At 39.1% G+C, this 24,550-nt stretch carries 20 protein-coding genes and 3 pseudogenes; 17 read left to right on the top strand and 6 right to left on the bottom strand.

Annotated elements, in window-relative coordinates:
- From FTU90_RS03255 to FTU90_RS03240, 4 genes are all read right to left on the bottom strand, one after another.
- A partial coding sequence (locus FTU90_RS03255; protein ID WP_180071933.1) for an ATP-dependent helicase occupies nt 1–2,296 on the bottom strand: 2,296 nt, incomplete at its 3' end.
- Between the two features lie 2 nt (nt 2,297–2,298).
- Complete coding sequence (locus tag FTU90_RS03250) at nt 2,299–3,960, bottom strand: ATP-dependent RecD-like DNA helicase (RefSeq protein WP_180071932.1); 1,662 nt, start codon at nt 3,958–3,960, stop codon at nt 2,299–2,301.
- A 75-nt stretch (nt 3,961–4,035) separates the two neighbouring features.
- The gene (locus FTU90_RS03245; protein WP_004730431.1) at nt 4,036–4,362 is read right to left on the bottom strand and encodes a DUF4236 domain-containing protein; all 327 of its coding nucleotides are present in this window, start codon (nt 4,360–4,362) and stop codon (nt 4,036–4,038) included.
- Between the two features lie 248 nt (nt 4,363–4,610).
- On the bottom strand, nt 4,611–5,303 hold the full coding sequence (locus tag FTU90_RS03240) for a Fic family protein (RefSeq protein ID WP_180071931.1): 693 nt from the start codon (nt 5,301–5,303) through the stop codon (nt 4,611–4,613).
- An 88-nt stretch (nt 5,304–5,391) separates the two neighbouring features.
- Between FTU90_RS03240 and FTU90_RS03235 the strand changes: the two genes are divergently transcribed.
- The 10 genes and pseudogenes from FTU90_RS03235 to FTU90_RS03195 all read left to right on the top strand — a co-directional run bounded on the left by FTU90_RS03235 (nt 5,392) and on the right by FTU90_RS03195 (nt 17,839).
- Entirely contained in the window at nt 5,392–6,384 is a 993-nt protein-coding gene (locus tag FTU90_RS03235) for a Fic family protein (protein WP_180071930.1), read from the top strand.
- A 442-nt stretch (nt 6,385–6,826) separates the two neighbouring features.
- Nucleotides 6,827–7,327 (top strand): annotated as a pseudogene (locus FTU90_RS03230) (tyrosine-type recombinase/integrase); the annotation flags it as partial.
- Nucleotides 7,328–7,379: 52 nt separating this feature from the next.
- Nucleotides 7,380–7,659 (top strand): annotated as a pseudogene (locus FTU90_RS16040) (IS982 family transposase); the annotation flags it as partial.
- Nucleotides 7,660–7,902: 243 nt separating this feature from the next.
- Nucleotides 7,903–9,354 carry a hypothetical protein gene (locus FTU90_RS03225; RefSeq protein WP_228127733.1) on the top strand — a complete coding sequence of 484 codons (1,452 nt, stop codon included), beginning with the start codon at nt 7,903–7,905 and terminating at the stop codon, nt 9,352–9,354.
- Complete coding sequence (locus FTU90_RS03220; protein ID WP_005096117.1) at nt 9,351–10,814, top strand: hypothetical protein; 1,464 nt, start codon at nt 9,351–9,353, stop codon at nt 10,812–10,814. The genes FTU90_RS03225 and FTU90_RS03220 overlap by 4 nt, the downstream gene beginning before the upstream one ends.
- Nucleotides 10,815–10,846: 32 nt before the next feature.
- Nucleotides 10,847–11,257 carry a hypothetical protein gene (locus FTU90_RS03215; protein ID WP_005096118.1) on the top strand — a complete coding sequence of 137 codons (411 nt, stop codon included), beginning with the start codon at nt 10,847–10,849 and terminating at the stop codon, nt 11,255–11,257.
- 52 nt (nt 11,258–11,309) lie between these two features.
- Nucleotides 11,310–15,032, top strand: coding sequence for a tubulin-like doman-containing protein (locus tag FTU90_RS03210; protein ID WP_159138450.1), 3,723 nt, complete (start codon nt 11,310–11,312; stop codon nt 15,030–15,032).
- A 79-nt stretch (nt 15,033–15,111) separates the two neighbouring features.
- Nucleotides 15,112–16,524 (top strand): lipopolysaccharide assembly protein LapB, encoded by a 1,413-nt coding sequence (locus tag FTU90_RS03205; RefSeq protein WP_159138449.1) that lies wholly within the window; start codon nt 15,112–15,114, stop codon nt 16,522–16,524.
- Nucleotides 16,525–16,552: 28 nt separating this feature from the next.
- Nucleotides 16,553–17,215 carry a hypothetical protein gene (locus FTU90_RS03200; protein WP_005096125.1) on the top strand — a complete coding sequence of 221 codons (663 nt, stop codon included), beginning with the start codon at nt 16,553–16,555 and terminating at the stop codon, nt 17,213–17,215.
- A gap of 72 nt (nt 17,216–17,287) precedes the next feature.
- Nucleotides 17,288–17,839 carry a DUF2799 domain-containing protein gene (locus FTU90_RS03195; protein WP_005096126.1) on the top strand — a complete coding sequence of 184 codons (552 nt, stop codon included), beginning with the start codon at nt 17,288–17,290 and terminating at the stop codon, nt 17,837–17,839.
- A gap of 93 nt (nt 17,840–17,932) precedes the next feature.
- On the opposite strand, the pseudogene FTU90_RS03190 reads toward FTU90_RS03195, so the two are convergent.
- A pseudogene (locus FTU90_RS03190) lies at nt 17,933–18,103 on the bottom strand (IS982 family transposase); the annotation flags it as partial.
- A gap of 27 nt (nt 18,104–18,130) precedes the next feature.
- Here FTU90_RS03190 and FTU90_RS16035 point away from each other — a divergent pair.
- The 7 genes from FTU90_RS16035 to FTU90_RS03160 all read left to right on the top strand — a co-directional run bounded on the left by FTU90_RS16035 (nt 18,131) and on the right by FTU90_RS03160 (nt 23,633).
- Entirely contained in the window at nt 18,131–18,259 is a 129-nt protein-coding gene (locus FTU90_RS16035; RefSeq protein WP_005096127.1) for a hypothetical protein, read from the top strand.
- 300 nt (nt 18,260–18,559) lie between these two features.
- Entirely contained in the window at nt 18,560–19,783 is a 1,224-nt protein-coding gene (locus tag FTU90_RS03185; protein WP_100354856.1) for an efflux RND transporter periplasmic adaptor subunit, read from the top strand.
- Nucleotides 19,780–21,003, top strand: coding sequence for an ABC transporter permease (locus tag FTU90_RS03180; RefSeq protein ID WP_074383142.1), 1,224 nt, complete (start codon nt 19,780–19,782; stop codon nt 21,001–21,003). Before FTU90_RS03185 ends, FTU90_RS03180 begins: the two co-directional genes overlap by 4 nt.
- The gene (locus tag FTU90_RS03175) at nt 20,996–21,718 is read left to right on the top strand and encodes an ABC transporter ATP-binding protein (RefSeq protein WP_159138448.1); all 723 of its coding nucleotides are present in this window, start codon (nt 20,996–20,998) and stop codon (nt 21,716–21,718) included. Before FTU90_RS03180 ends, FTU90_RS03175 begins: the two co-directional genes overlap by 8 nt.
- A gap of 202 nt (nt 21,719–21,920) precedes the next feature.
- Complete coding sequence (locus tag FTU90_RS03170) at nt 21,921–22,337, top strand: YeeE/YedE family protein (RefSeq protein WP_100357595.1); 417 nt, start codon at nt 21,921–21,923, stop codon at nt 22,335–22,337.
- Nucleotide 22,338: 1 nt separating this feature from the next.
- Complete coding sequence (locus tag FTU90_RS03165) at nt 22,339–22,761, top strand: YeeE/YedE family protein (protein WP_005096132.1); 423 nt, start codon at nt 22,339–22,341, stop codon at nt 22,759–22,761.
- Nucleotides 22,758–23,633 (top strand): MBL fold metallo-hydrolase, encoded by an 876-nt coding sequence (locus FTU90_RS03160; RefSeq protein WP_005172150.1) that lies wholly within the window; start codon nt 22,758–22,760, stop codon nt 23,631–23,633. Before FTU90_RS03165 ends, FTU90_RS03160 begins: the two co-directional genes overlap by 4 nt.
- A 248-nt stretch (nt 23,634–23,881) precedes the next feature.
- Here FTU90_RS03160 and FTU90_RS03155 read toward each other — a convergent pair whose 3' ends face one another.
- Nucleotides 23,882–24,382 (bottom strand): Dps family protein, encoded by a 501-nt coding sequence (locus FTU90_RS03155; protein ID WP_005096135.1) that lies wholly within the window; start codon nt 24,380–24,382, stop codon nt 23,882–23,884.
- Nucleotides 24,383–24,550 lie beyond the last annotated feature (168 nt).

Below are 24,550 nucleotides of genomic sequence, written 5' to 3'. Positions count from 1 at the left end.
CATGTAACTGATTATTAGTTGAGATTTTCTCTGAGCTGAAATTGACTGCTGTTACGTCAGCTGCAGAAAATTGATAGCTTTTACTGATAGTTCTTTCTTTAATAGGAGGATCACCAAATTGGATAATATAATTTGCATCAGTCACTGCCTTAATTGTTACTAGACCAAATTTATGATGTTTGACTTGATCCCCAATATTTAATTCATGTTGAGCTGTTGTATCTCCTGATGAATGTGCAAAATCTTTAAGTAGAGATTCGATAAATTTTTGAGTTAAAGGAGAGGGTTCATTCAATAAACTTCGATCAAAGTCAAACAAGAAACGTGAAGGGATTTTATTCGATCCTCTTTCAGTAAGGCCTTCAGATTCAGTGATGTACAATAAGTCTTCAGCACGTGTGAAAGCAACATAAGCTAATCTACGATCTTCCTCTAGTTTGACTCTATCTGAAAGAGATTTTGCGTTTGGTAAAGATCCATCATTAAAATGAGGTAAAAAAACAGCTTTAAACTCTAGGCCTTTAGAAGAGTGGATGGTCATAATTTGGATTTCATCTTTTTCTTCATCTTCATCAGCTTCACGAGTATGTTTATTAAGAATATCGATGTATTCTGATAATGGTACATCTTGCTGCCTGCGAATTTCGAGTTGTAAAACTGAATCAATTAAATCTTCTACATTAATAATGCGTTGCTCGTTAGTACCTTCTCTCAAATAGTTGAGATATCCTGATGCTCTTAATACATTATGAATTAGGGTCGAAAGTTTTGTTGATGTTTTTTTACTTCGCATGAGTTCTATGACTTCAATATATTCTCCGGCCGAAGTTTTATTGAAATCAGGATCATTAGATTGTTGTAAGTATTTAAGAGCTTCGTAATAACTACAAAGTTTTAGATCTGAAGTCTGCTCAATTTTTTTTAATAAGATTTCTCCTACACGTCTTTTGGGTTCTTTAATACTTTTTAAAAATGATTCATTGCAATCATTTTCTATCATTTTGATATAAGCAATAGCGGTTTGAATTTCTTTTTTCGCATAGAACTTTATACCATCAGCAATGGTATAGGGAAATCCAGCTTTAACAAAAGCACTTTCAATTGGTTTTTTTGAACGATGTGAACGGACGATAACAGCAATATTCTTCCATGAATATGGAGTATTTTTACCTTTTGCTTGATATGTTTTTTCCTGAATGATTTTATTAATTTCATCAACAATAAATTGCATTTCTTGTTTATCTTTTTTGCAATGAAAATGTGTGACATCTTCACCTTTACCACGTTTAGGAATGCTCGATTTATCTATACGTATCTCATTTTTTGAAATGAGTTGATTTGAAACTTCAACAATTTGCTGAGTTGATCGATAATTCTCATAGAGCTGCAAATCTATAACATCAGGAAAGTTTTTATTAAAATCTAAAAAAACAGAAATGTCTCCACCCTTGAACGAGTAAATAGACTGATCAGGATCACCTACGACAAAAAGATTATGATGTTTACCTGTCAAATAAGAAATTAAAGTCTTTTCACGAAGGCTACTATCTTGAAATTCATCCACCATGATGTATTCAAGGCGAGTTTGCCATTTATCTAATACATAGGGATCAGTTTCAAACAAATATAAAGTAAACTCTAGTAAATCAAAGAAGTCATAGTTTGCATATTCTACTTGTCGAGCTAAATAATGACCTAAAACATCAGAATAACGTGAGATTTCATCTGCTAGGTATCGATAATTTGGTTGGGATAATAAATTGCTTAATTGGTGATTAAAGTTTAAGACGTTTTCTGCATAAGTATAATTACTTAATCCTGTCATTTTAGTGACATAAGGAAAATTTGATTTATATTGAAAAAGAGCCATTTGTAAAGATTTTAGTTCGCCATCTTTTATGGTGAGATTTAAATCTTTGTAAATATCTCTGAAGGTTTTTTCTAATTTATTATCATCGATAATCTCAAATTCTTTTTTTAAGTGTAGGCGATGAGCATCTTCACGAATAACTTTATAGCAAAAACCGTGATATGTACTAATTAAAGCACCTTCTAGATTGGTATTACTGATATCTCTAATGCGTTTTTTCATCTCATCAGCAGCTTTACGAGTAAAAGTAATACATAAAATATTATCAGGGCTTATACCATCAATGTCAGTTAGATAAAGATAGCGACTAACCAATGCGCGAGTCTTACCTGAACCAGCTCCTGCAGTTAAGCGAATATACCCTTCAGTGGTTTCAACGGCTTTGCGCTGTGATTCATTAAGTTCATCTAAAAAGCTAGTGTTCATTTTTAATTCTCCACCAAAGACGTATCAACAAAAGTATTCAATAAAACTTCTAATTCTTTGGAATGAATGGACTGTTGCATAGCCATGAGGCGAGTAATTTTCATTTTGCCATTTCGATAGATTTTAAAACTAGTATTGATATTATCTTTATGGATAAATAGCTGAAGTTCATATTCAAGAGGTTTAGTTGATAACAATTGAAAGCCATTCTGATTTAATTGACTTTGGATTTTAACTATTAATGTGTCGAAAGGTTTTTGAGGATCAAAGGCCTTATTATTAACAGGGCAATTAATTAAATAAGCATACTTTTTTGACCGTGTTAAAGCTGTATAGGTCCATTTAAATCCATTTAACGTTTTTAAGTCATTTTGAGGGCGAGCTAAATTAATATATACATTTTCCCATTCACCTCCTTGAGCTTTATGACAAGTCATAGCATAGCCAAAACGTAGATATAAGGCATTTATATAAGGATCATTTTGAATCGCTTTTTTATATTCAGGAGTACCACGTTTTAAATGAGGGTGGCGTTGTTTGAAATGAATAACTAAAGCTTGAAGCTCTTTAGTAGAAGTTTCGTTTTCTTCATTCCAAATTTTGTGATGTAAAACTTTACATTTGATACTAGCAAATGAATCTTCTTTTCTTAATTCAATATCCTGAAATTCTAAAGTGATAGGAATAGGACTTCCTTGTTTTTGAGGAATATTGATTGTAGAACTTTCTATAACTCCCAAATTTTCAATGATAAAAAAATCACCATTATAAAAATATTGAGAATTGATCCAAGAGTTTTTCATCAAAATAAGACGTTCTTTCTTTTCTAATTTTCTAGGTTTTAAGTTTAGAAGTTCTCTAAATTTAAGATTAATGTTATGAACATCTTTATTGGTATAAGATAAAAATATTGAGTTATTGCCATAATCCCATAGATATTTCGCTAAAGCATCATCCATATTTAAATGCTGAATTTCATCATAATCTATATCAATAGGAAGTTGTAAAAAATCCTTTTTTTCTAATTTATCCCTTAATGCCGTTGATGATTTTAAAATAGCACTGTCTCGAAGTTGGCGATGCACTTCGTTTAAGTGTATATGCTCTATATTGTTTGTCTCAAAATACTGTTGTAAATACTCTATATTGAGTACTTCAGCTTTCGATACATTAATAGGTGGAAGTTGGGATGGATCACCGACAAGGATTAGTTTACGATTTGAATTTAGTAAATCTAAGTGATCAGTTAAATCCTTAAATAGATTTCCAGAACCAAATTGGAGAAAGTCTTTTTCACTCGTTGCTTCATGTGAAAGCATGGAAGCCTCATCAATAATGACTACAGCCTTGTCTTCTACTTTTTCTTCTACTACTGAAAATTTTAAAATTTCAGGAATGTCTTGAGGTGATTCATCATCTTTTTTATACAAAAAAGAATGAATAGTGGTCGGAGCTATTTCAGTCTCTTCAAAAACATGATTTTGTAAATTGTGTGCTGCTCTACCCGTTGGCGCTAGTAAGTAATAGTCTAATTGGTGGCTATTTAAATACGTTACAATTTCTTTAATTAGAGAAGTTTTTCCAGTTCCTGCACTGCCAGTAATAATTAATACTTTTGAAGTAGTTGATGTCAAAAAATCTCTTATCTGATTTTGAATATGCATATTCTTAATTTTGAAAATGAAGTTTCGAATTAGTTTATGGTTAACGGTATATTTTGACTAGTCATTAACTCATTATTAGAAAAAAACAGCACCTATTAAGAAAGCAAATATTACAAGAAGGCTAATCATAATTATTTTTGTTGGGTTAATTGTCTGTTTAGTGTTCGGTTCGGCTGACGAGGGAATGGAAGGAGATTTTGAATGTGTATCTATGCGAGAAGGCAATTTCTGTGAATATGACAGACCTGTACCAGGAATACCAACAGTAGCCTGTTTCCCTTTTTTTGAAATATTGACAGATGCTCCTGGTTTTCCAATGGTTACACTGTTAAGCCCATTTTTAGAAATATTTAGCTTAATACCTGGAATAATTTTGATACTTTTTTTAAATCGGAATGACATGATTTCATCTAATAAAGTTTAAGTTTTAAGGATTTTATTCTATCGTGAATGAACAATCCGAACATTAAATAGCTGTAAAAATTCTAGTCCCTTTTTTATTGGATATAAATATTTGTTCAAACCTAAGGTTTTAGATATTTTGTACAAGCTACCGTACAAGCTACCGTACAAGCTACCGTACAAGCTACCGTACAAGCTACCGTACAAGCTACCGTACAAGCTACCGTACAAGCTACCGTACAAGCTACTTAAATTCCTAAAACAACCTGATATGGTTTAAATCCATCTAGTACAGCATCAGCAACAAGTTCAATAAATGCTTCGGTCTTTCCAGAAGCCATCCATTGATCCAATGCTTCATAGTAAGCTAAGCGATTTTCGACTGTAATAATGCAAGGAGGGTATCCAGCTTTGAGCAACTCAAGGTTCATCAAGAGACGCGATGTACGTCCATTGGCATCAATAAACGGATAAATGCCTACAAAATCCACATGTACTTTAGCAGCACGTTCAACAGGGTGAAGCTTATGTGCTTCTGTATTGTACCAATCCAATAGTGGAGCTATTTTTTTAATTAAAGATGTATAGTTGGGCAGCGTACTGTCCGAATGTAGAATGTTGACATTATTTGAAATGATGAGATGAATGTTAAAAATTTGTTCTGTTGAAAAGTTTTCTTTTTTACGAATGATGCTTTGAATGTAATTAATAGCTTTTCTTTGATTGATGACCTGTAAATGATCTTCTAGAGTTTTACCCCCTATAGCGATTCCTTCTAAAACAACTTTAGTTTCAAGTAGACTGAGCTTATTGCCTGAGATGGCATTCGAGTTGTAGATCAATCGAAGAAAAAGATCCTCTTCAATATTACTTGATGTAAAGTCTGACAAAGGTCTGCACTGATCTAGTCTATGTTTAAGATCATCTATGAGAGTAAACAAATATAAAATCTCGCTGTATTCATAACTTTGAAAACTCGTACTTTTAGAGTTTAATTAAACAAAACTTTATACGCTGTTTAGGGATCAAATGAAATATCAACCGCCTTATACGATCACCTCTAAAATTATTCACTTGATTGCACAAATTAGTGAATCAATAGGGCGTTTGACTGCATTAACTCAAATCCAAGATAGGCTTAAATTGCGAAAAGCCAATCGTATTCGAACGATTCAAGGGTCTTTAGCGATAGAAGGAAATACCTTGAGTACAGAGCAAATCACAGCGATCCTTAATGGTAAGCCTGTCACCGCTCCACCTAAAGAAGTTCAAGAGGTACGTAATGCCCTAAAGGCATATGAAGAAATTCAAGATTGGAATCCTGATCAAGAATCGCATTTGCTGAAAGCACATCAAATATTGATGACAGGACTGATTGATGAAATTGGACAGTATCGTCATGGCGGTGTTGGTGTGATGTCAGGGGATCGAGTCGTGCATATGGCTCCGCCTGCAAATCAAGTCCAGCGTTTAATGGGAGAATTATTGCACTGGTTAGCTGAAGGTAATGAGCACCCATTAATTCAGAGTTCAGTATTTCATTATGAATTTGAGTTTATACATCCATTTGCTGATGGCAATGGGCGGATGGGGCGTTTATGGCAAACTTTAATCTTAAGCCAGTGGAATCGTATTTTTCTCAACATCCCTGTAGAAAGCTTGATTTATCAAAACCAAAAAGCTTATTACGATGCATTGCAAGCGAGCACAGATCGTTCAGATTCTGCACCTTTTATTGAGTTTATTTTGCAGATGATTCTAGATGCAATACTTAGTTCTGATGCCAGCGATCAAGATATCGCTCAAGCTAGCGTACAAGTTAGCGATCAAGTTAAACGTCTCATCCAGAATATGGAGCAGAAAGAATATAGCTTAACTGAGCTTATGGCTCTATTGGACTTGTCCCATCGAGCCACATTCCAAAAAAATTATTTAACTCCAGCATTAGAAGCAGGTGTGATTGAACGTACCCTTCCTGATAAGCCTAAGAGTCCTAAGCAAAAGTACAAATTAAAAAATTGAACTGTACTGAAGTTGATGTGATTATTAATATCATAATGAGCTAATTGAAATGTTATAACATTGCATTTATTTCTAGGTGTAATTTGCTGCTATAATGCCGTACGCCACTTCAAATCCTGAATTCGGATTTGAACAAGATTTTAAAGTGATTCAATGCACTAAATCTAATTTGGGTCAAAATTGGGTCAATGAATTTTTTTATTCAATAAAAGAGCTTTAAAATGAATGAGTTAGGTTTTGAGTTCAATTGACGCCACCTCCACCAAATTTATAAATTCACATGACGTTATATAATGACTTATGAATTGGAAAGCCCAGATCTATAAAGGATTCAGGGCTTTTTTACGGGTACTTATAACGAATTATAAATATCTACAGCATTGCTTATCATGTATCACACTTTGTGTCATTCAATAATTATTGAAACCGCAGTGATACAAAAATGAAAAGATCCGATATTAAAAAGTGGCCGCTATCAGATACCATATTAGCTAATCTGGAACCTGAATCAAAAGAGTATCGGGAGCTGGACGGCGAAGGCTTATATTCCCGTGTAAAGCCTGATAGTAAAAAAGCGTGGTTATTCAGATACAAGAAGGCAAATGGCAAATGGTCGCGGCTTGGCATCGGTACTTATCCTGAATTGTCGGGAGCTGGCGCACGTAAAAAGGCCAGAGAAATCATTAAGGATATTTCACACGGCGATAATCCAATCATCACCAAGCAAGAACGTAAACGGCAAGAACTAGAACAGCACAATGCCACCTTTGAAGTTCTGGCCCGTGAATGGTTAGACACCAAAGCGAATACTTGGGTGCAGGACACGATGACCAGAAATAAAAGTGCATTGGAAAAACATGTATTTCCTGTTTTTGGCAAACGCCAGTACCTGCAGGACAGGACAAATATGATGCAATGGTATGCCAGCCATTTAGAAGAAATTGCAGATCAGAGCATTATCCAATTTAAAAAGGCTTGTGGCCCGACATCAGCCAAAACTTAAAAAGCAGATTAAAGATGAAGGTATTGATCTAATTACCTTATCATGGAAAGAACATGGGGCTTGTTCAATTATCCGTATCAAATGAATCTCATTTAAAACAACGCAATAAAATAGAAACCTTATTAAACCTGTTATAGGGGCAATACAATTTAGTAAAAATTAAAGCCCCTAATATTAATGGTTTTTTATGTGAGATCTATATCTCACTATGTGCATATAAATTGAGCCACCGAAATCATTCAGCAATTCAAATTATGGAGTCATTGGCTTAAACATGATTCATGTAATGATGATTATTTTGACTAAATCGTTATATGGGAAAATTCAAATAAAACATGAAACAATTTGTTAGTTTTTGTTAAATAATATTTGTCCATTGTTAAGGTTATATTAACTATCTAATTTTATTAAAAAAAAATCAAATAAATAGTTTGAAAGTAAAAAAAACTGTCTAGAATGTTGCAAAAGAAACTCAAAATATGGGGTGTGTCTTGATTCATAATCAGGATAAAGTAGTGTGGAATTTAGCATCCGGAACTTGGGTTCAAGATGACAAAGTCGGTTATACCTTAAAAAATACGCCGAATTTAAGAATTGCAGATCATGTGAATCCTCACTTTGTTAAGCAATTACTTAATTTGCCAAGTTTGGGTGCGAAAATGTATCCTTCTGAATTTTTGTATGATCCTGAAACGGGTAAGCGTCTAGAAAAAGCAAAAATCAATTCAGATTCATATTGGCTTGCACCTTATGGGCAAAGTTTACATTATGATGATGGTCGTCAATATGTGGATAATCACGGCTTGCAATTGAGTAGCCAACTCAAAGAATTAGAACGTAAACCTGATGTCAGTAATGATGCGCTACTGAAAATTAAAATGCCGCCAAGAGGAATTTTTGAATTTGTGTCTATTAAAACAGGTACAGATATTCCTCAGCTAATAGCATTGAATAAAGTAAATGGAAGTCTATCAATTTGGAGCCAATATAATAATGAATGGCTAGATTTAAGTAATCAAGGTCCGCGTTTAGAGCGCTGCCCAGAACCAATAGAAGAATATTTACACCTTTTAGGTGTTATGAGTGCAGATGGAACACCTCATTTATATATTCCGACTAAAGCTGGTTTGGCACGAGTTATTATTGATGGGTTATCGTTGAGATATCAGACGCAGTATGTGACTGAACATAATCCATGTTTGGGTATGCCTGTATATTGGAATAAAAAAATATTACAACCAATGTTGATCAATAATCAGCTGCAGGTTGTTGATGTACTTACTCGGCAGACATCAGTAGTAGTAAATAATCCAGCATCAGAAATTTATTTTGAAAAAGTAGTGTATGACAATAGACGTATTATTTGGATTGGTAAATCAGGCCAGTTGATTTTAAAATTTGAGGGGCTTGATAATCAAGAGCTAAGGGTCGTTTACGAGATGTGGATACCAGGATATAAGCCTGATTTTCGTTTTGGCGCACCTTATGATGATAGAAAAGGTAATTTCTACCAATTCTGTACAAGTCAGAATGCTGAGAAAGGACCTTGGTGTTATATCGAGCTCGATGCAGAAAAACCACATGTACAACCTTCTTTATTTCGTTTTACCACTGGCTTTTCAAAATTCTACCTGGGTGACAAACTTGACGTAAAAGATATTTGGAAAGAAAAAGTTGGTGTTGAACCAACACATCGTTTTACGGTTCCACTTATTGAGGATGAAAAGCACCAACTAATTTTAGGTTTTAGTTTTGATACAGATACAAATATAGGTATTGAGCAGAAACTTGCAGATGAGTCTAAACAGGATATTATGCTATTTATAGATACGCATGATGGGCTCATAGATTTTCATCGTGTTCAAGTTGAAAAGCCGTTGCAGTCAAGATTCTTTATTCATCAAAACATTTTGTATTTTTATAACCCTAGCTTAACTGAAATCTTAGGCTGGGAGCTTGCTGCATGAAGAAAATAGGATTAATGGCTTTAGTTAGCCTTATATCATCTTTGACTTGTGCAGGACAACATGCATTTTTAGTCCAAAACTCTGGTTGGATGGAACCCTTTTACCAAGATCAAAACTCGCAATTAAAACCACTTGTAAATGCTGTGGTTCAAACCGTCACGCAACCGAGTGACACTATTGCGGTAGCAATGTTTAACCAAAGCAATGCTGTGTCTAAATCACCTACGGTGATTTATCAAGGCGCCGGTAAACAAAATATTAGTCAGCAATTAAGCCAACAGAGCATCGCGAAAAAATCTGATAAAGCCTATGCAGATACCGATTTTAAAGAAGCTGTCGTTGCCACGATTACAGGTCCATTTGCGAAAAAGTCAGGCATTATTTGGATTTTTACTAACAATAAAAATAGTCCAAATAATGATGCGGCTACGGCTGAGCGCAATAAAGAATTCTATGAGCTGGTACATTTAGATCCTGCCATTAACAAAGTTATGGCATATCCATTAAAAATGCCTGTGCAAGGACAACATTTTAATGCATCTGGCTTAATGGTTTATGCCCTGGCTTATGGTGATCAGGCTGAAACTGAATTAAATCATTTGGTTCAATCAGGTCAAATGGAAAAGGTTTTCACCCAGCAACCTGCATTGTTAAAACCTTTAGACAAAGAACCAGTTCAACTCATTCCAACAGGTGTGAAAAACTCGTCTACGATTCATGCTTCTTTAGCATCTGATCAAAAAACCTTGGTTTTTAATTTAGAACCTAAAGATGTTATTCCTGAACTGAAGCTAACAGCAGATCTAAAAAACAAATTTTATCCTTACAACATTGCTGCAACACGCGTTGAAGCAAAGTTGAGATTGGCCAATGGTATGCAAGCACCGATTCAGATTTCTGAATCAGATATTCGTTTGATGACCAAAGACAACACGAAGCTAGAATTTCAAGTGCCAATTCCTTCGCATTTAATTGTGTCTCCATGGTCTTGGGAAGTGTTTAAGGCAATGGGTAAGGCAGTTACGATTCCTGCCAATATTGACGTGACTCTGTATGAGCAGAAGCTGAGCTTATCTGAAGATTTTAAACAGAATTTGCAAAATTTATTTCCTGGTGACCCCTTATCGGATGTCTTTGTTGCACCACAAAGTATTCAGTCTTCCACAGCCACAATTCCTGTGCAATTCCGTTTGCAATATCCATTATGGCCAGTTGTAGTCATGATTGCAGGGGTTTTATTGGCACTTGTATTCGGCATTTTGGCTTTGGCATTGAGTTCAAAACGTAAAAAATACGATGTTTGGGTTAATGGCTTGAAAAAACAAACCATCCAATTAAAACCATTTTCCAAGATGAGTGTTTATGGTGATTCAGGGGAAGAAATTGCGATTGTGAAACGTGGTATTTCAGACGCATCTGTTCAAGTTATAGATAAAAAATTTAGTGTAATACTTCGTTAAATAGTAAGTTTAATAAACATCCAGGGGGATATATGTCAGAGTCAAATACAAATAACGGTTTTGTTTTACCAACAGCAGATGAACAAGCTCAAACTGAAACAGCTACAGTAGCGCAAACTGTTCAAGCAGTGAATGTTCCAACAGTTCAAGAAGAAACTGGTTCTCGCGATCTCATGATTGCTGGAGGAATTATCGTTGTTCTTCTCATCGCTTTCTTTTTTGCAAAACGTGGTTTCAGCAATAGTTTGGTAAAAAAACGTATTTCTCCGAGCAAAGCAAGTATGGCAGGTTGGTGGTTATTTATTTTCCTTGCTGCAGTTGCCATTGGTGCAGTCTTGGCAGCAGTCAATCCAGTGAAATTCTTATCTCTGCTTATTTTGGGGCCATTAGGTGTTGTTGCATTGCTAAGTGCTGTCCTGGCATTCACATCAAGCCGTGCTTAAGCACTGAATATAAGTTAAGTAATTAAAAAATAAGCAAAAATAGGGGAAGAAAATGACGGAAACGCAAAATGTCAACACAGGCACTGCAGCCAAAGCAGCAGAGCAGACCGTAAAACTCCGCCCAACACTTTATATTGGTGTCGGTGGTACAGGTATGGAAGTGATGATGCGTGTACGTCGTCGTATTCTAAATGCAAGTTGGGGCAGTGATAATGTTCGCTTAGAAAACTTATCACAGTTTCCAATTGCACAATTTATGCATTTTGACTTAGATCAGGGTGCAATTATTGATAGTGGCCGTGCACAAACTGAAGATTTGCAATATAACTTAGTCAAGTTTACGGATGATGAAAAAATTGTAGAGTCTTTTGATATTGAGAAATATAGCCGTGATGATGCATCACTGAGTCGTTATCCTCATATTCAAAATTGGTTACCGTTAACACCGAGAAAAATTCGTGAATTAGGCATTGATCCTGCAAAAGGTGCGGGACAGATTCGATCTGTATCACGTTTATATTTCTTTGATAAATATCCAAAAACACGTGACAAAATTCGCTCAAAATTAAATACATTAAAAGCAGGTTTATCACGCGATGACATGCTGAGAAAATTAAATCTACAGCTGGATACAAGTAAATTCCGTATCGTGGTTTTGGGTTCTGTGGCGGGTGGTACAGGATCAGGTTCATTTTTGGATATGGGGTGGTTATCTAAATGGGTAGCAAGCAACGAAGTTGAAGCTGCTGATGTAGAGTTGATGTTGTTCTTACCGACGGGTTATTCAAGTGCCAATAAAGCACGTACTGAGGCCAATGCTTATGCAGCGTTGATGGAAGTTGAATCTGCAATGGTTGGGCATTCAAAGTATGTTGAAAAATGGGATGATTATGATCGTCCACAGCTTGCATCGAAGCCGTATGATGAAGTTCATTTAATTGATTCCGGTAACCTCGCACGCCAGCATACGGACAATATGAATGACGTGTATTCAATGATTGCGGATACTTTGTTCGAGGATTTTCGTTCTGCTGACTTTGCCAACCGTAAACGTTCGGTTGCAGTAAATCAACGTCAACATAAAATTCATATGTTTGCACCACCTGTACCAACAGGGCGTTTTGGTGACATGAAATTGAATTATTCATGTGCATATTCAGCATTTGGTCAATCGACTTTGGACACACTTGGTCGTGCTCGCTATGATGAATATGCGTACAGTTTGGCAGCGGACATGCTTAAAGCCTTCTTTGGTGTAGCAAGCGCAAATCCTGCTGCTAACCGGGCGAGTGAAAAAAAGCGTGATGCATTCATGGCCGAAAATATGAATCTCAATTTGGTGCCATTTAATAACCTTCCTGAGTTTTCAGCTGCGACATTAAAAAATCCAGAAATTCGTGAGTTAAATACCGAATTTATGGATTTAGAAATTGTAGATATTTTATTACGCTCAGGTCAGAACGGTGTCGAAGTAGATATCGCAGAAGAAACACGTCAGCGTGTTAGTCAGCGTATTAGTGAAATCAGTATTATTGATCGTGAACAGTGGGCAAATGAAGTCCGCAAAACAATGCAAAGCTTAATGCGTGATGTCATTCGTAATACAGATGCTATGGCAGATACAGCTGAAGATCGTGTCATGCGACGTCGAAAAGCATTATTTGAAAGTCTCAAAAAAGATATTGAAAGCCGTTTATATTTATATTTAGATAATCACGAACAAGGTGGTTTCGAATATGTGATTTCGCTAGTCGAACAAATTAAAGACCGTATTGAAAATGCTAACTCAGGTATTACATTACAGCTCAAAAATTCAGCCAATCGTTATACTGCGATTAAAGATGCCTTATTGACTTATGAATATGAAAAGCAACTGAAAGATTTAGAAGAAACAAAGGGTAAAGGGCTTTTAGCTATATTTGGTGGTGGGAATAAAGAAGAGCAAGCTCGTGCAGTGTTGGATAACCTGCGTAAAGATATCGCAAATATTCTTTCTTTCCACCTGCGTGCAAAAGCAGCTTTAGAAGCCATTGAACTGATGCAAGATATTTCAAACTGGTTAGGTAACAGTTTGGGTGTGGATGAAAGTGGAAAAACAATTTGGAATGGTGTGATGGGTGACCTGCAAAGTGGTCAAGAGTCTGTCATAGATATGATGAAACGTCTTGATCACGATCGCGAAGTGATTCATCAACAAATTCGTACCAAGCATGCAACTTTACAAATTATTGAAACTGACGATGTAAAAGAGCGTGAAATAGATCCTCGTTTAATGTGTGAATGGGCGGCTGAAGCATTTAAGGATTTTGGTGGTTCAAAAGAGCTATTTAAAATTCTTGTTGACCCGGATCAGCAAACACCATTATTGCTTAAAATTATTCGCATGGCAGAGCGTCGTCTAGTTATTTTTGAACAAAATGATCAAGAAGAAGATGCATTGTATAAAGCACTTGAAAATATGAGTGTAGTTGAACGTCAGAATGTATTTACTGAGTGGTTACAGCGTGCCATGCCTTGGGTTGATGCCAAAATGGGCGGTGATTTCACCCCACCACCAGACCGTTTCAAATGTTTTATCGGTGTGAATGGTGCAGATCAATTTAGCAAAAAGTACAAACATGAACTGACGGGATGTATTCCAAGTGGTTTAGGCTTAAATGCTCAAGCATTGTCGATTGTCGAAACCGGAGAACCTGGTCGAGCAGTCTGCTATGTCGAGCTATCAGGTATTCCTCTTACGATTTTACGGGGTATTGAGACTTGGCGTACTAGTTACCGTAAAGAAAGTGAAAGAACACCACTACATACGCATATTGACTCAACACGATTCAAGCATCCATATGCACCAACACCTGATGAATTAAACAGCTTGGCTGATGATTTTAAATGCTACTTAAAAGCAGTGATGTTGGGTGTTTTAAAGCGTTGTGACGTTCCAGGCTTGATTCCAAGTGGGCAGTATGAATTTGCGGTCGCACGTGGCGATGTGCGTCGCTTAGGCAATGAACGTGGTTTCCGTTTAAATGGTTTACCTCAGACTTACCGTGATAACATTTATGATCAAGTGCAGCAGAAATTTAAATCACTCAGTGATGCAAATTTAACAATGCTAATTGCATTAGTTGATCATTATGAACGAGAGATTTATACCCCTCGTCTTGTTCAAAATGAAACGGGTGCGCAAGTTGAACATGTCGGTTTTGCATGTGCTATTGCAAAAGAATTAAAGAAAGAGCTGATCGAATTAGCTGAGCGTAAGGAAATTCCTCAAGAATTGATCGAGCGTGCATATGAATTAACTGAATATCGCGAAGAAATGGAAAAATGGGCTGAAGTACTCAAAGATTCAGATGAAGATGCATATCAGGATGAAATTCGCGAACCAAATAAAGGTCGACGCCTGAAGTGGGTGATGAATATGTCACCAAGTATCCTACAAATACATGAACAACTTCTTGTGAAAAATAGCATGGCAGATGTAGTACCAATAGCGACATTTGCGATGCCTGGTATGACACCTCCACCTACTCCAGGCGCAATGCCACCCCCAATTTTGCAGCAACCCCAGTATCAATATCATATTGCGATCAATGGGCAAAACTTTGGACCATACCCTCATTCAAAAGTAGTTGAAATGTTGCAGCAGCAACAGATTAACTCTGCAACGATGGTATGGCGTGAAGGTTTAGCTAATTGGATCGCAATTGCCCAATGCCCTGAGCTTGCAATACCTGTGCCGCCACCAATTCCTAGTATCCCGCCAATTTTACAATAATTGCTCATGCAGTATTGTCCTTGAAAAAGGGCAATACTGCCAACGCTCAACACAAAAAAGAAGTAATAGGTTAAATAACATGGCTAAGCAGAACGAAGAGATGGTTTGTATTGAATGTCAGCAGAAGCTACAGCTCAAGGTAAAATATTGTCCTTTTTGTGGTACTTTGCATGACGTTCAACTCCAAACTCCGCCTGTAGAGTCAAAGGAAATACCAATCATTCCAAGAGAGTCATTGAGTGAAAATCAAGATTCAATTGGAAGTCAAAGCCAAAATGAAGCTCAAATCGAAGAAAAATCAAACTCATCGGTTGTAGTTAAACACATCACAAAGCAGGGCAATAAAGAGCTAGTGGGTGTCATCATTGTTGGTTCGACCCTTGAAAACATGCGAACTTATGATCGTTACGCCTTTAAAAAAAATGAAGGAATTTTTGTACGTTTAAAGCATCTAGCAAATATTCCAAATGAATATTTAAGTTTGGAACAATATCAACTCAAGTTTCAAAGTGATCTGTCAGTCTTAGATGCTGAACCAGATGAGCCTCTTGAACCGATACAGCCTGCGGCTCCAATCGTAACCCCTCCACAACTACCATCAACCAGTCAACCTACACTGTTAGATTCACCACAGCAAAAAACCTCGAGTTTTAAATATATTGCGATTGCCTTTATCGTACTTTTGATGGTGATCTTTTTCTTGTTTAGTGGTAAAGAAAATATACAAGAAGAAGTGTCTATAGACGAAGAGGCACAGGTTGATCCTTGTGAAAATGTAAATGCAGAAATTAGTAGCTTTTTGAGTGAAAAAATGCCGACACGTGCATTGAGTATCATCAAACTCAACCAGGCAGAATGTAAAATTAATGCAAGTTTTGTGCAGTTGGTTGTATCTGCAGAAGCGCAAGCCACCTCTGCAAAAGAGAAACTCACTTTAGCAAAAGAGTATTTGCAAGCTGGAAACTTGGAGTTAGCACATCAGACATTGCTTGCTGCATTAGAACTTGATGCGGAACTTGTAGGTGGCCTAGAGCTGTTGCCACAGATCGAATCGATGATTGAAGAATTTAATCTTCAACAAGAAGAAGAGCTGGAAGCATCTATAGAAAGTGAAACTATACAAAATGAAGTTGAAAATTTTCCACAGCAAAATATGCATCAAGAAGTTGAGCAAGCACAGCGTTTAGCACAAGCAGAGCGTGAGCGTGCAGATGCACAACGCCAGGCAGAACAGGCTCAAATAGAACGTCAGAAAGCTGAAGAGGCTGCACGTAAACTAGCAGCAGAAGCAGCACGTCGTCAGAATGAAGCACGTTTTGATTCTCAGCTCAGTCGTGCAGAGCGTGCATTAAATGCAAATAACTACGGTTTGGCTAAATCTTTGGCTCGAGAAGTATTGTCTGCTTCTCCGAGTAATGGTCAAGCAAAACGTATTTTACGTCAGGCTGAAGCAGGTGAATCAGCAGCCTTTGACGATATGGTAATTCAATAATCATTTTATACTTTAAGAGGGAAATTTAATGAAAAAGACAATATCTGTTGCTATGTTGAGCTCAGCTTTAGTTATTTCAGGTTGTGCGAGTACAGGGGGATTGGCAACGTCAGCCAATGGGGGATGTAATACGGGAATGTCTACAGCAGTAGGCGCACTACTTGGTGCAGCAATTGGGGCATCTGTGGGTGATAGTAGTTATGCTGCAACAGGTGCTGCTATTGGCGGTGCGGTTTTTGCAGCAGGATGCTTAATGATTAATGCCCACACCATTCAGAAAAAATCAGCTGCTGAAGTTGAAACGGCATATAAGAAAGCCAATAAAGGGAAATTGCCTCAAACAACAAGGGTTCAACAGTATTCTACTGTTATTTTACCTAATCAAACTGTGGCAGCGAACCAAAATATTACAGTAAAATCAGATTTGACTGTTGTAGAAGGTGTTGCTGATCCTCTTCAGCGTGTCCAAGAAAAATTAGTTCTAAAAGATGCAAATGGAAAAGTGATACGTGAATTGGTGAAAGATGTTCAGGTTTCAACAGCCCAAGGCTATAGTTCTGGCGATTTTGAAAATTCATTCAGTTGGAAGTTTCCTTCGAGTGTATCAAAAGGACAATACTTACTTGATACTGAATTACTCGTGAATGGTAAAAAAGTCGCAAACAATACTCGTACGATCACATTAGTCTAAAATCTCTTAGAAATCCCAATATGTATTGATACATATTGGGATTTTTACTGTAGCCAATATTTTGAGAACTTCATGAAATTAAAAATGTTGCTGTTAGGCAGTATTGTTATGCTGAATGGTTGTGCAATTATGTCTAAAAATGAGTGTTTATCTGCCAATTGGGGTTTAATTGGTCAGAATGATGGTTATAACGGTAATGGTTCATTCATGCAAAAGCGTACTCAAGCATGTATGAAACACAACGCTATTTTAGACACAGAAGCCTATACCACTGGTTATAAAAAAGGTCTAAAAAATTATTGCAATCCACAAACTATTTTTGATTACGCATTACAAGGTAGAGGAACATATCAGAGTTGCCCAATGGAAATGCAAAATAACTTACGACCTTATTACAATGTGGCGAATAAGTTTTATGTGGCGAATAAAAATTTAAAATCGATTGAAGATACAATTGCGACAGCAAAATCTAATATGTATAACTCTGATCTTAAGGAAGAATCACGAAAGTATTATCGTGAAAAATATAACGAAGCTAGCAATAAGTTGGGGCAAGTTCAGCGTGAATATAATATGGCAGAACGAGAAATTCTGCAATTCAAGCGAACGGCAAGTTTTGAATAATAAGAGTTAGTTATAAGATTGAAAAATATAGTTTCTCAGATAGCTAGAAACTGTATTTGCTTATTTCAAAGATTAATTTAACCCTCATCCTGTTTAAGCCAATGACTTTATAATTTGAATGGTTGGCTTATTTCGATGGGTTAATTGGTATGCACATAACGAAGCATAGATGCCAGTTAAAGACCCTGAAATACTCCGAGCTTTACTCGTCACTAAATTATAGTGTCCTTTCAATAGGCTGAATAATGTTTCTATTTTGCTGGGCTTTTTTAAGTAAAATCCCTAGGTACCATGAAGGCAGATCCGCGTGATTTAAACTGGCAGAAAGTTAATCAGGAAATCCGGTTGGCGCCTTTGGGCGAAAGCCTGTCGCAACGTGATCAGTTATTGGGTAAAATTATTAAATCAATCATTCATTAAACAGGCTAAATCAACGATGTTTTAGCCTGTTTTTGATGCTATCCAGATCTTTGACATGGCGGTCGCTTCATACAGCGGACTTTTAGCTCATTCATTCAAATGTTGCAGCTGCCATAGATCACTTTAGCTGAAATCGATAAGTGCTGGCTAAACATGCTCAGGAATCCAACATTTCATTTAAACTCAACAAAATATCTATAAATCTATGCAGGAACCTGTTGTAAATTAGACACTCGAAGAAAATAAATAAAGCGTTATCTTTCTTATTCAATATTCGATGCATCAACCGGAGATTCTCAGTTGCGCGCTGCCCGCTATAAAATTTTGCTCATCATCTTATTGTTACTGGCAGTCGGTTTTGCTCTGTTCCGCTGGTGGCAGGGGCCGGTTCTACCAAGCTATACCTTGAACACCATGCCGCTGATACAAAATGTAGTGGCCACCGGACGCGTGGCGACAGTCTCGCGTGCTCAGGTGGGCAGTGAAATTAGTGGCGTAGTACTTGAGCGGCGGGTCACGGAAGGAGATCAGGTGAAACCTGGTGATCTCTTGGTGGTGCTGAAATCGGATGAATTACTGGCCCAAGTACGACAGGCTGAACTGGCACTGACTGAATTGGCCACCAGCAGACGACCACAGGCGACAGCAGAACTGGCCAGTGCCAAAGCACAACTGGAACAGGCCAGTCGTGAAGCAGCACGGAGACGTAATGCCGAAGCGGGTATCCTGTCGGCTGAAGAAATAGAACAGGCCTTAGAGGCAGAAAGAGTTGCCCGCAACAATTATGAAACCGTTCGTCTAAAAGCAGCGGCATTGTCTACGGGACAAGTTGAAGAAGCATCGCTTCGGGAACAGCTGGCAGTGGCGCAGGCGCAACTGGCAAAAACCAGAATTCGGGCTGCGGTCGCAGGTACAGTACTGACACGGGATGTCGAGCCAGGCGATCTGGTTCAACCAGGACAAACCTTATTTACCATTGCCTTAACGGGCAATACAGAAATCCGGGTGCCACTCGATGAACGGAATTTACCGCAACTGGCCTTAGGGCAAAATGCCACCGTGATTAGCGATGCTTATCCGGATCAGTCTTTTCCGGCCCGCATTAACTTTATTGCACCGAGCATTGATCCGCAGCGGGGCACGGTAGAGGTCAGATTAACCGTCAACCCGGTGCCAGATTTTCTGCGTCAGGACATGACCGTATCGGTCAATGTCGAGACAGATAAACGGGAGCGGGCACTGGCTATTCCGAACGATGCGCTTAGCAATATTAAAGGCAATAAGGCAGTGGTCGTGTTGGTACGTGATAGAAAAATCCAGCGCCAACCGGTGACTTTAGGTTTACGGGGTCTGGCCATGTCAGAAGTAACTTCAGGTTTGAGTGAGGGTGATCAGGTGCTGGCCAATGCCGAATCGTTACTGGAAGAGGGTGCGAGAGTCCGTCTCAAGCCACAAGATAGCTCATTGATGAGCTCGACTGACGCGACCGATAGCAAGAATGAATTACCGGTGAAATTCGATTGAAAAACTTTTTCGAGCGGCTTTGGATCGAATGGAAAATCGCGATCAGTTTTTTGCGCGAAGGTCGCGCGCAGTCCATTATGATCACGGTGGGCGTCGCCGTTGGTGTGGCGGTGATTGTGTTTATCACGGCCCTGATTCAGGGGCTACAGGCCAATATTGTCGAACGTACATTAGGTACACAGGCACATATCCGTCTGCTCTCACCCGATGAAGTCAACCGGATTGTGCCGCCGCCTGCCGGGACGGTGCAATTGTTACAGGAAGATAAACGCGCACAACGACTGCGTTCCATCAATAATTGGCAGCAGATTACCGAAACACTGGATCAGTTGCCGATATTAACTGCTGTGTCGCCTGTGGTCTCCGGGCCGGCCTTTGTACAACGCGGTGATGCGATTGAATCCGTGGCCTTGGTCGGAATGGATCTGGAGCGTTATCAGCAGATCATTCCATTGAAAGAATATTTAACCAGTGGTCAATTACGTGTTGGCGCGGACGATGTACTGATCGGCAGTCAGTTGGCCAAAGATCTGGGGGTTCAGGTCGGTAGCAAATTGCGACTGGATACCGGTCAGCAAAACAGTGCCTTGGTAAATATTGCCGGCATATTTGAACTGGGCGTGCGTGAACTGGATGCGCGTTATGTTTATCTGGACTTGAAACAGGCACAGTCTTTACTCGGCCTGCCCGGTGGTGTAACTGTCATTGATCTGACCATTAACGATATTTTTGAGGCTGATGAAATTGCGGCCCAAGTGGGGCGCCTGACCTCATTAAAGGCTGAAAGCTGGATTTCAACCAATGCACAGCTGATGAATGCGATTACTGCACAGAGCCTGTCTACCAATATGATTATTGTTTTTGTTGCCATTTCAGTGGCTTTTGGCATTGCCAGTGTCATGTCCGTCAGCGTGGTACAGCGCACCCGGGAAATTGGTATTTTGCGTGCGACAGGCGCCACCCAGTCACAAATTTTAAGAATTTTCCTGTTTCAGGGGGCCATATTTGGTCTGCTGGGTTCGGTCGTTGGCAGTGCAGCCAGTTATGGTCTGGTCTGGGTATTTAATAATTTTGGCCCCGGATTATTTTATATCCCGATTTCGATCGAGCTGGTACTTCTGGCTTTATTGTTGGCGACATTAACAGGGGTATTGGCCGCTGCAGTACCATCACGCCGGGCAGCGGCACTCGATCCGGTGGAGGCGATTCGTCATGTCTGAACCATCTCAAGAAGTCCTGCGTTTAGAAGCGCTGCACAAATCTTATAATATTGGTCAGCCCAATGAAATTGAGGTCTTGCATGGTATTGATCTGTGTATTGAACGCCAGGATTTTGCTGCTCTGATTGGGCCTTCTGGCTCCGGAAAAAGTACGCTATTGAATATTCTGGGATTGCTGGATCAGCCGAGTAGTGGCGAGCTGTATTTGCTGGGACAGCCGACCAGTGCCATGGATGATCGTGGCCGGACTGCGTTACGTGGCAATAGTATTGGATTTGTATTTCAGTTCCATCACCTGATTCAGGCATTTACTGCACTGGATAATATTTTAATGCCCTTGATGATGACGCGAGGCAAACCCGGACAGCAAGGCTTACAACGGGCACGGGATTTGCTGGCTGCAGTGGGGCTGGAAAAGTTTGCTGATCGTAAACCGAACGAGCTTTCCGGTGGGCAGCAACAGCGGATTGCGATTGCGCGGGCTTTGATTACAGAGCCAGCCTTACTTCTGGCCGATGAGCCTACCGGTAATCTGGATACGCAGACCGCCGCCGACATGTTTGAGCTGTTTCGTAAAGTGCATCGTGAACGCGACTGCGCCGTTCTGCTGGTGACACATGACCCGCGCCTATCCGCCACCTGTGATCGAACCATTAATCTGGTCGATGGCCGGATTGAAAGTGATTCCCATACGGTTCATCCAATTGAAACTTAGACAATATTTCAAATATTAGATTGATCCGATCCAGATTATTTCTTTATTAGTCACAGCTGACTAGGGCTGAAACCAGAGAGCTTAGCATGCATTGGATTTGAGCCTATAATCATCTTCCATCAAATAAGTTAAACAGACTAGAACTTGAATAATATTTAATTAAATATAATATCAAAATATATAGTGATGAAAGTGAAATATGATGCATGACTTCCTGAGCGCTTTTCTCGGTGGTTTACTTCTTGGTGTTTCAGTGGTCGGCTATCTGTATATTCATGGCCGGATCGCGGGCATTAGTGGTCTGATTGGACAGGTACTTAATCCTAAAAGCATTTTCAAGACGCCAGCTCTGTGGTTTTTATTGGGTCTCATCATCATTCCATTTGCTTATGGACGATGTATACAACCTGAAATCGAACTGAATACCAGTCCCTGGATGATGATCATTGCAGGTTTACTGGTCGGTTTTGGCACCCGTTTAGGCTCGGGATGTACCAGTGGCCATGGGATTTGTGGCATCAGCCGTTTATCTAGACGTTCAATCTTGGCTACAGCCGTATTTATGTGGGCTGGATTTATGACAGTTTATGTGATTCGTCACCTGATTGGAGTGCGCTAAAATGAAAAATCTGCTGGCATTTTTATGGGGTGGTTTATTCTCAGTTGGCTTGATGATTTCCGGTATGGCCAATCCTGAAAAGGTTCTGGATTTTCTGGATGTTTTTGGCGACTGGGATCCGAGTCTGGCCTTTGTGATGCTGGGCGCGATTATGGTCGCCTTTATTCCTTTTCAGAAAGCCACGCGAAATCCGGTAGCTAAAACTGTATTTCATGAGCCGATCCAGTTACCGACTAATCAGAAAATTGATTCTAAACTGATGAGCGGCAGTCTTTTATTTGGTATCGGCTGGGGAATTGCCGGTATCTGTCCGGCACCCAGTCTGACACTCATTGGTTTAGGCCACTATCAGGCTACTTATTTTATTATGGCCATGCTGGCAGGGGTTTATCTACATCGTCAATGGTCAGGAGCATCATCATGAGTCATAGCGCCGTAATTCAAGATTTTTTTCATGAAGATAGCCATACTTTTAGCTATGTGGTGGGTGATCCGGCCACTGGAAAATGTGCGGTGATTGATAGTGTGCTGGATTATGATGCCGCTTCTGCCAGTACATCGACCAGACATGCGGATCGAATTATTGCCTATATACGACAGCAGAACTTTGAGGTTGAGTGGATTCTGGAAACCCATGTGCATGCAGATCATTTGACCGCAGCACAATATCTGCATTCACAGTTGGGCGGCAAGATTGCCATGAGCCAGCATATTTCTATTGTGCAGGAAGTCTTTGGCGCGATCTATCATCTGGATATGAAACAGTTCAATCTGGCGCAGCCTTTTGATTATCTGTTTGCGGATCATGAAAAATTCAATATTGGTTCACTACCGGCCTATAACATTCCGACGCCGGGACATACACCGGCCTGTCTGAGTTATGTGGTCGGGAATGCAGTCTTTATCGGTGATACCTTGTTTATGCCAGATTATGGCACTGCACGTTGTGATTTTCCCAAAGGCAGTGCGGCAACGCTATTCGATTCGGTACAAAAACTGTATCAATTGCCGGATGATACCCGGGTATTTCTGTGCCATGACTATTTACCGGAAAGCCGTGATCACTTTGTCTGTGAAACCGATATTCAGACCCAGAAGCAGCATAATATCCATATCCACAGGGGGATGGCAAAAGCTGAATTTATTGAAATGCGCCAGCAGCGCGATGCCCAATTAGGTATGCCAAAACTGATTTTACCGGCGATTCAAATCAATATACGTGGCGGTCAATTTCCTGAAGCAGAGGCCAATGGTATTTCCTATTTAAAACTGCCGCTGAATTATTTTCATGCCTGAATGCCTGAATGCCTGAATGCCTGAATGCCTGAATGCCTGAATGCCTGAATGCCTGAATGCCTGAATGCCTAAAAGCCTCAATTCTTAAAACCTGGTGATGAGAAGAGGATGTACACGACTGCATACATCCTCCAAGTTTTTAGTGCTTCATTTTAAAGGTCATATCTTTGGGATTGTTCTAATCGGCTCAGAAAAATCCTCGTGTCATCCCGCTCATCCGCTTGCTCTTAAATGCGATTAATCATGCTTTATTGATCCAGACTACTTCTGAGCATCCAGGCAGTTTTTTCATGTACATCTAGTCGCTGGGTCAAAATATCCGCTGTTGGTTGATCATTGGCGTCTTCAATCACTGCAAAAATACTTCTGGCGGTACGTGCTACGGTCTCATGGGCATCGACCAGTAGGCGCAGCATTTCTTCAGCTTTTGGCACCCCTTCAACCTCTTTAATAGAGGTCAGTTTTACAAACTGTTTATAGGTGCCAGGTGCTGCAAAACCCAAGGCCCGGATACGTTCAGCAATCACATCCAGCGCATTCCACTGCTCGGTGTATTGGGTCATAAACATATTATGCAGGCTATTGAATTGGGGGCCGGTGACATTCCAGTGGAAATTATGGGTCATCAAATACAGGGTATAGCTGTCCGCCAATAGTCGGGATAAACCGTCGACAATCTTGGCACGATCATCATGCGAAATTCCGATATCAATTTTCATTGCTTTAGATTCTTTTTTAGAAGAGGCCATGCTCTTACTCCTTAAAATTTAACAACATGCTGTGTATTAAAATAAAGTCAGATGTATTCGAAGTTTGAGTCAAACGAGGGTTTGATCTTGATAATGACTCCCGAATTGAAACTTAATTTCCATTATCAATATGAACAAGCTGAAAGATTTAAGTGTTTATAAGTTATA

This window comes from Acinetobacter sp. YH12200 (assembly GCF_013418175.1).
In the GTDB taxonomy this organism is placed as follows: Bacteria; Pseudomonadota; Gammaproteobacteria; order Pseudomonadales; family Moraxellaceae; genus Acinetobacter; species Acinetobacter pseudolwoffii.
This window is presented reverse-complemented; position numbering and strand designations above follow the sequence as displayed.

Bases quoted from the DNA above. Each gene is read 5' to 3' on its own strand.
- FTU90_RS03250 (WP_180071932.1), bottom strand. From the start codon at position 3,960: ATGCATATTCAAAATCAGATAAGAGATTTTTTGACATCAACTACTTCA.
- FTU90_RS03245 (WP_004730431.1), bottom strand. From the start codon at position 4,362: ATGTCATTCCGATTTAAAAAAAGTATCAAAATTATTCCAGGTATTAAG.
- FTU90_RS03235 (WP_180071930.1), top strand. From the start codon at position 5,392: ATGAAATATCAACCGCCTTATACGATCACCTCTAAAATTATTCACTTG.
- FTU90_RS03220 (WP_005096117.1), top strand. From the start codon at position 9,351: ATGAAGAAAATAGGATTAATGGCTTTAGTTAGCCTTATATCATCTTTG.
- FTU90_RS03215 (WP_005096118.1), top strand. From the start codon at position 10,847: ATGTCAGAGTCAAATACAAATAACGGTTTTGTTTTACCAACAGCAGAT.
- FTU90_RS03210 (WP_159138450.1), top strand. From the start codon at position 11,310: ATGACGGAAACGCAAAATGTCAACACAGGCACTGCAGCCAAAGCAGCA.
- FTU90_RS03205 (WP_159138449.1), top strand. From the start codon at position 15,112: ATGGCTAAGCAGAACGAAGAGATGGTTTGTATTGAATGTCAGCAGAAG.
- FTU90_RS03200 (WP_005096125.1), top strand. From the start codon at position 16,553: ATGAAAAAGACAATATCTGTTGCTATGTTGAGCTCAGCTTTAGTTATT.
- FTU90_RS03195 (WP_005096126.1), top strand. From the start codon at position 17,288: ATGAAATTAAAAATGTTGCTGTTAGGCAGTATTGTTATGCTGAATGGT.
- FTU90_RS16035 (WP_005096127.1), top strand. From the start codon at position 18,131: ATGAAGGCAGATCCGCGTGATTTAAACTGGCAGAAAGTTAATCAGGAA.
- FTU90_RS03175 (WP_159138448.1), top strand. From the start codon at position 20,996: ATGTCTGAACCATCTCAAGAAGTCCTGCGTTTAGAAGCGCTGCACAAA.
- FTU90_RS03170 (WP_100357595.1), top strand. From the start codon at position 21,921: ATGCATGACTTCCTGAGCGCTTTTCTCGGTGGTTTACTTCTTGGTGTT.
- FTU90_RS03165 (WP_005096132.1), top strand. From the start codon at position 22,339: ATGAAAAATCTGCTGGCATTTTTATGGGGTGGTTTATTCTCAGTTGGC.
- FTU90_RS03160 (WP_005172150.1), top strand. From the start codon at position 22,758: ATGAGTCATAGCGCCGTAATTCAAGATTTTTTTCATGAAGATAGCCAT.
- FTU90_RS03155 (WP_005096135.1), bottom strand. From the start codon at position 24,382: ATGGCCTCTTCTAAAAAAGAATCTAAAGCAATGAAAATTGATATCGGA.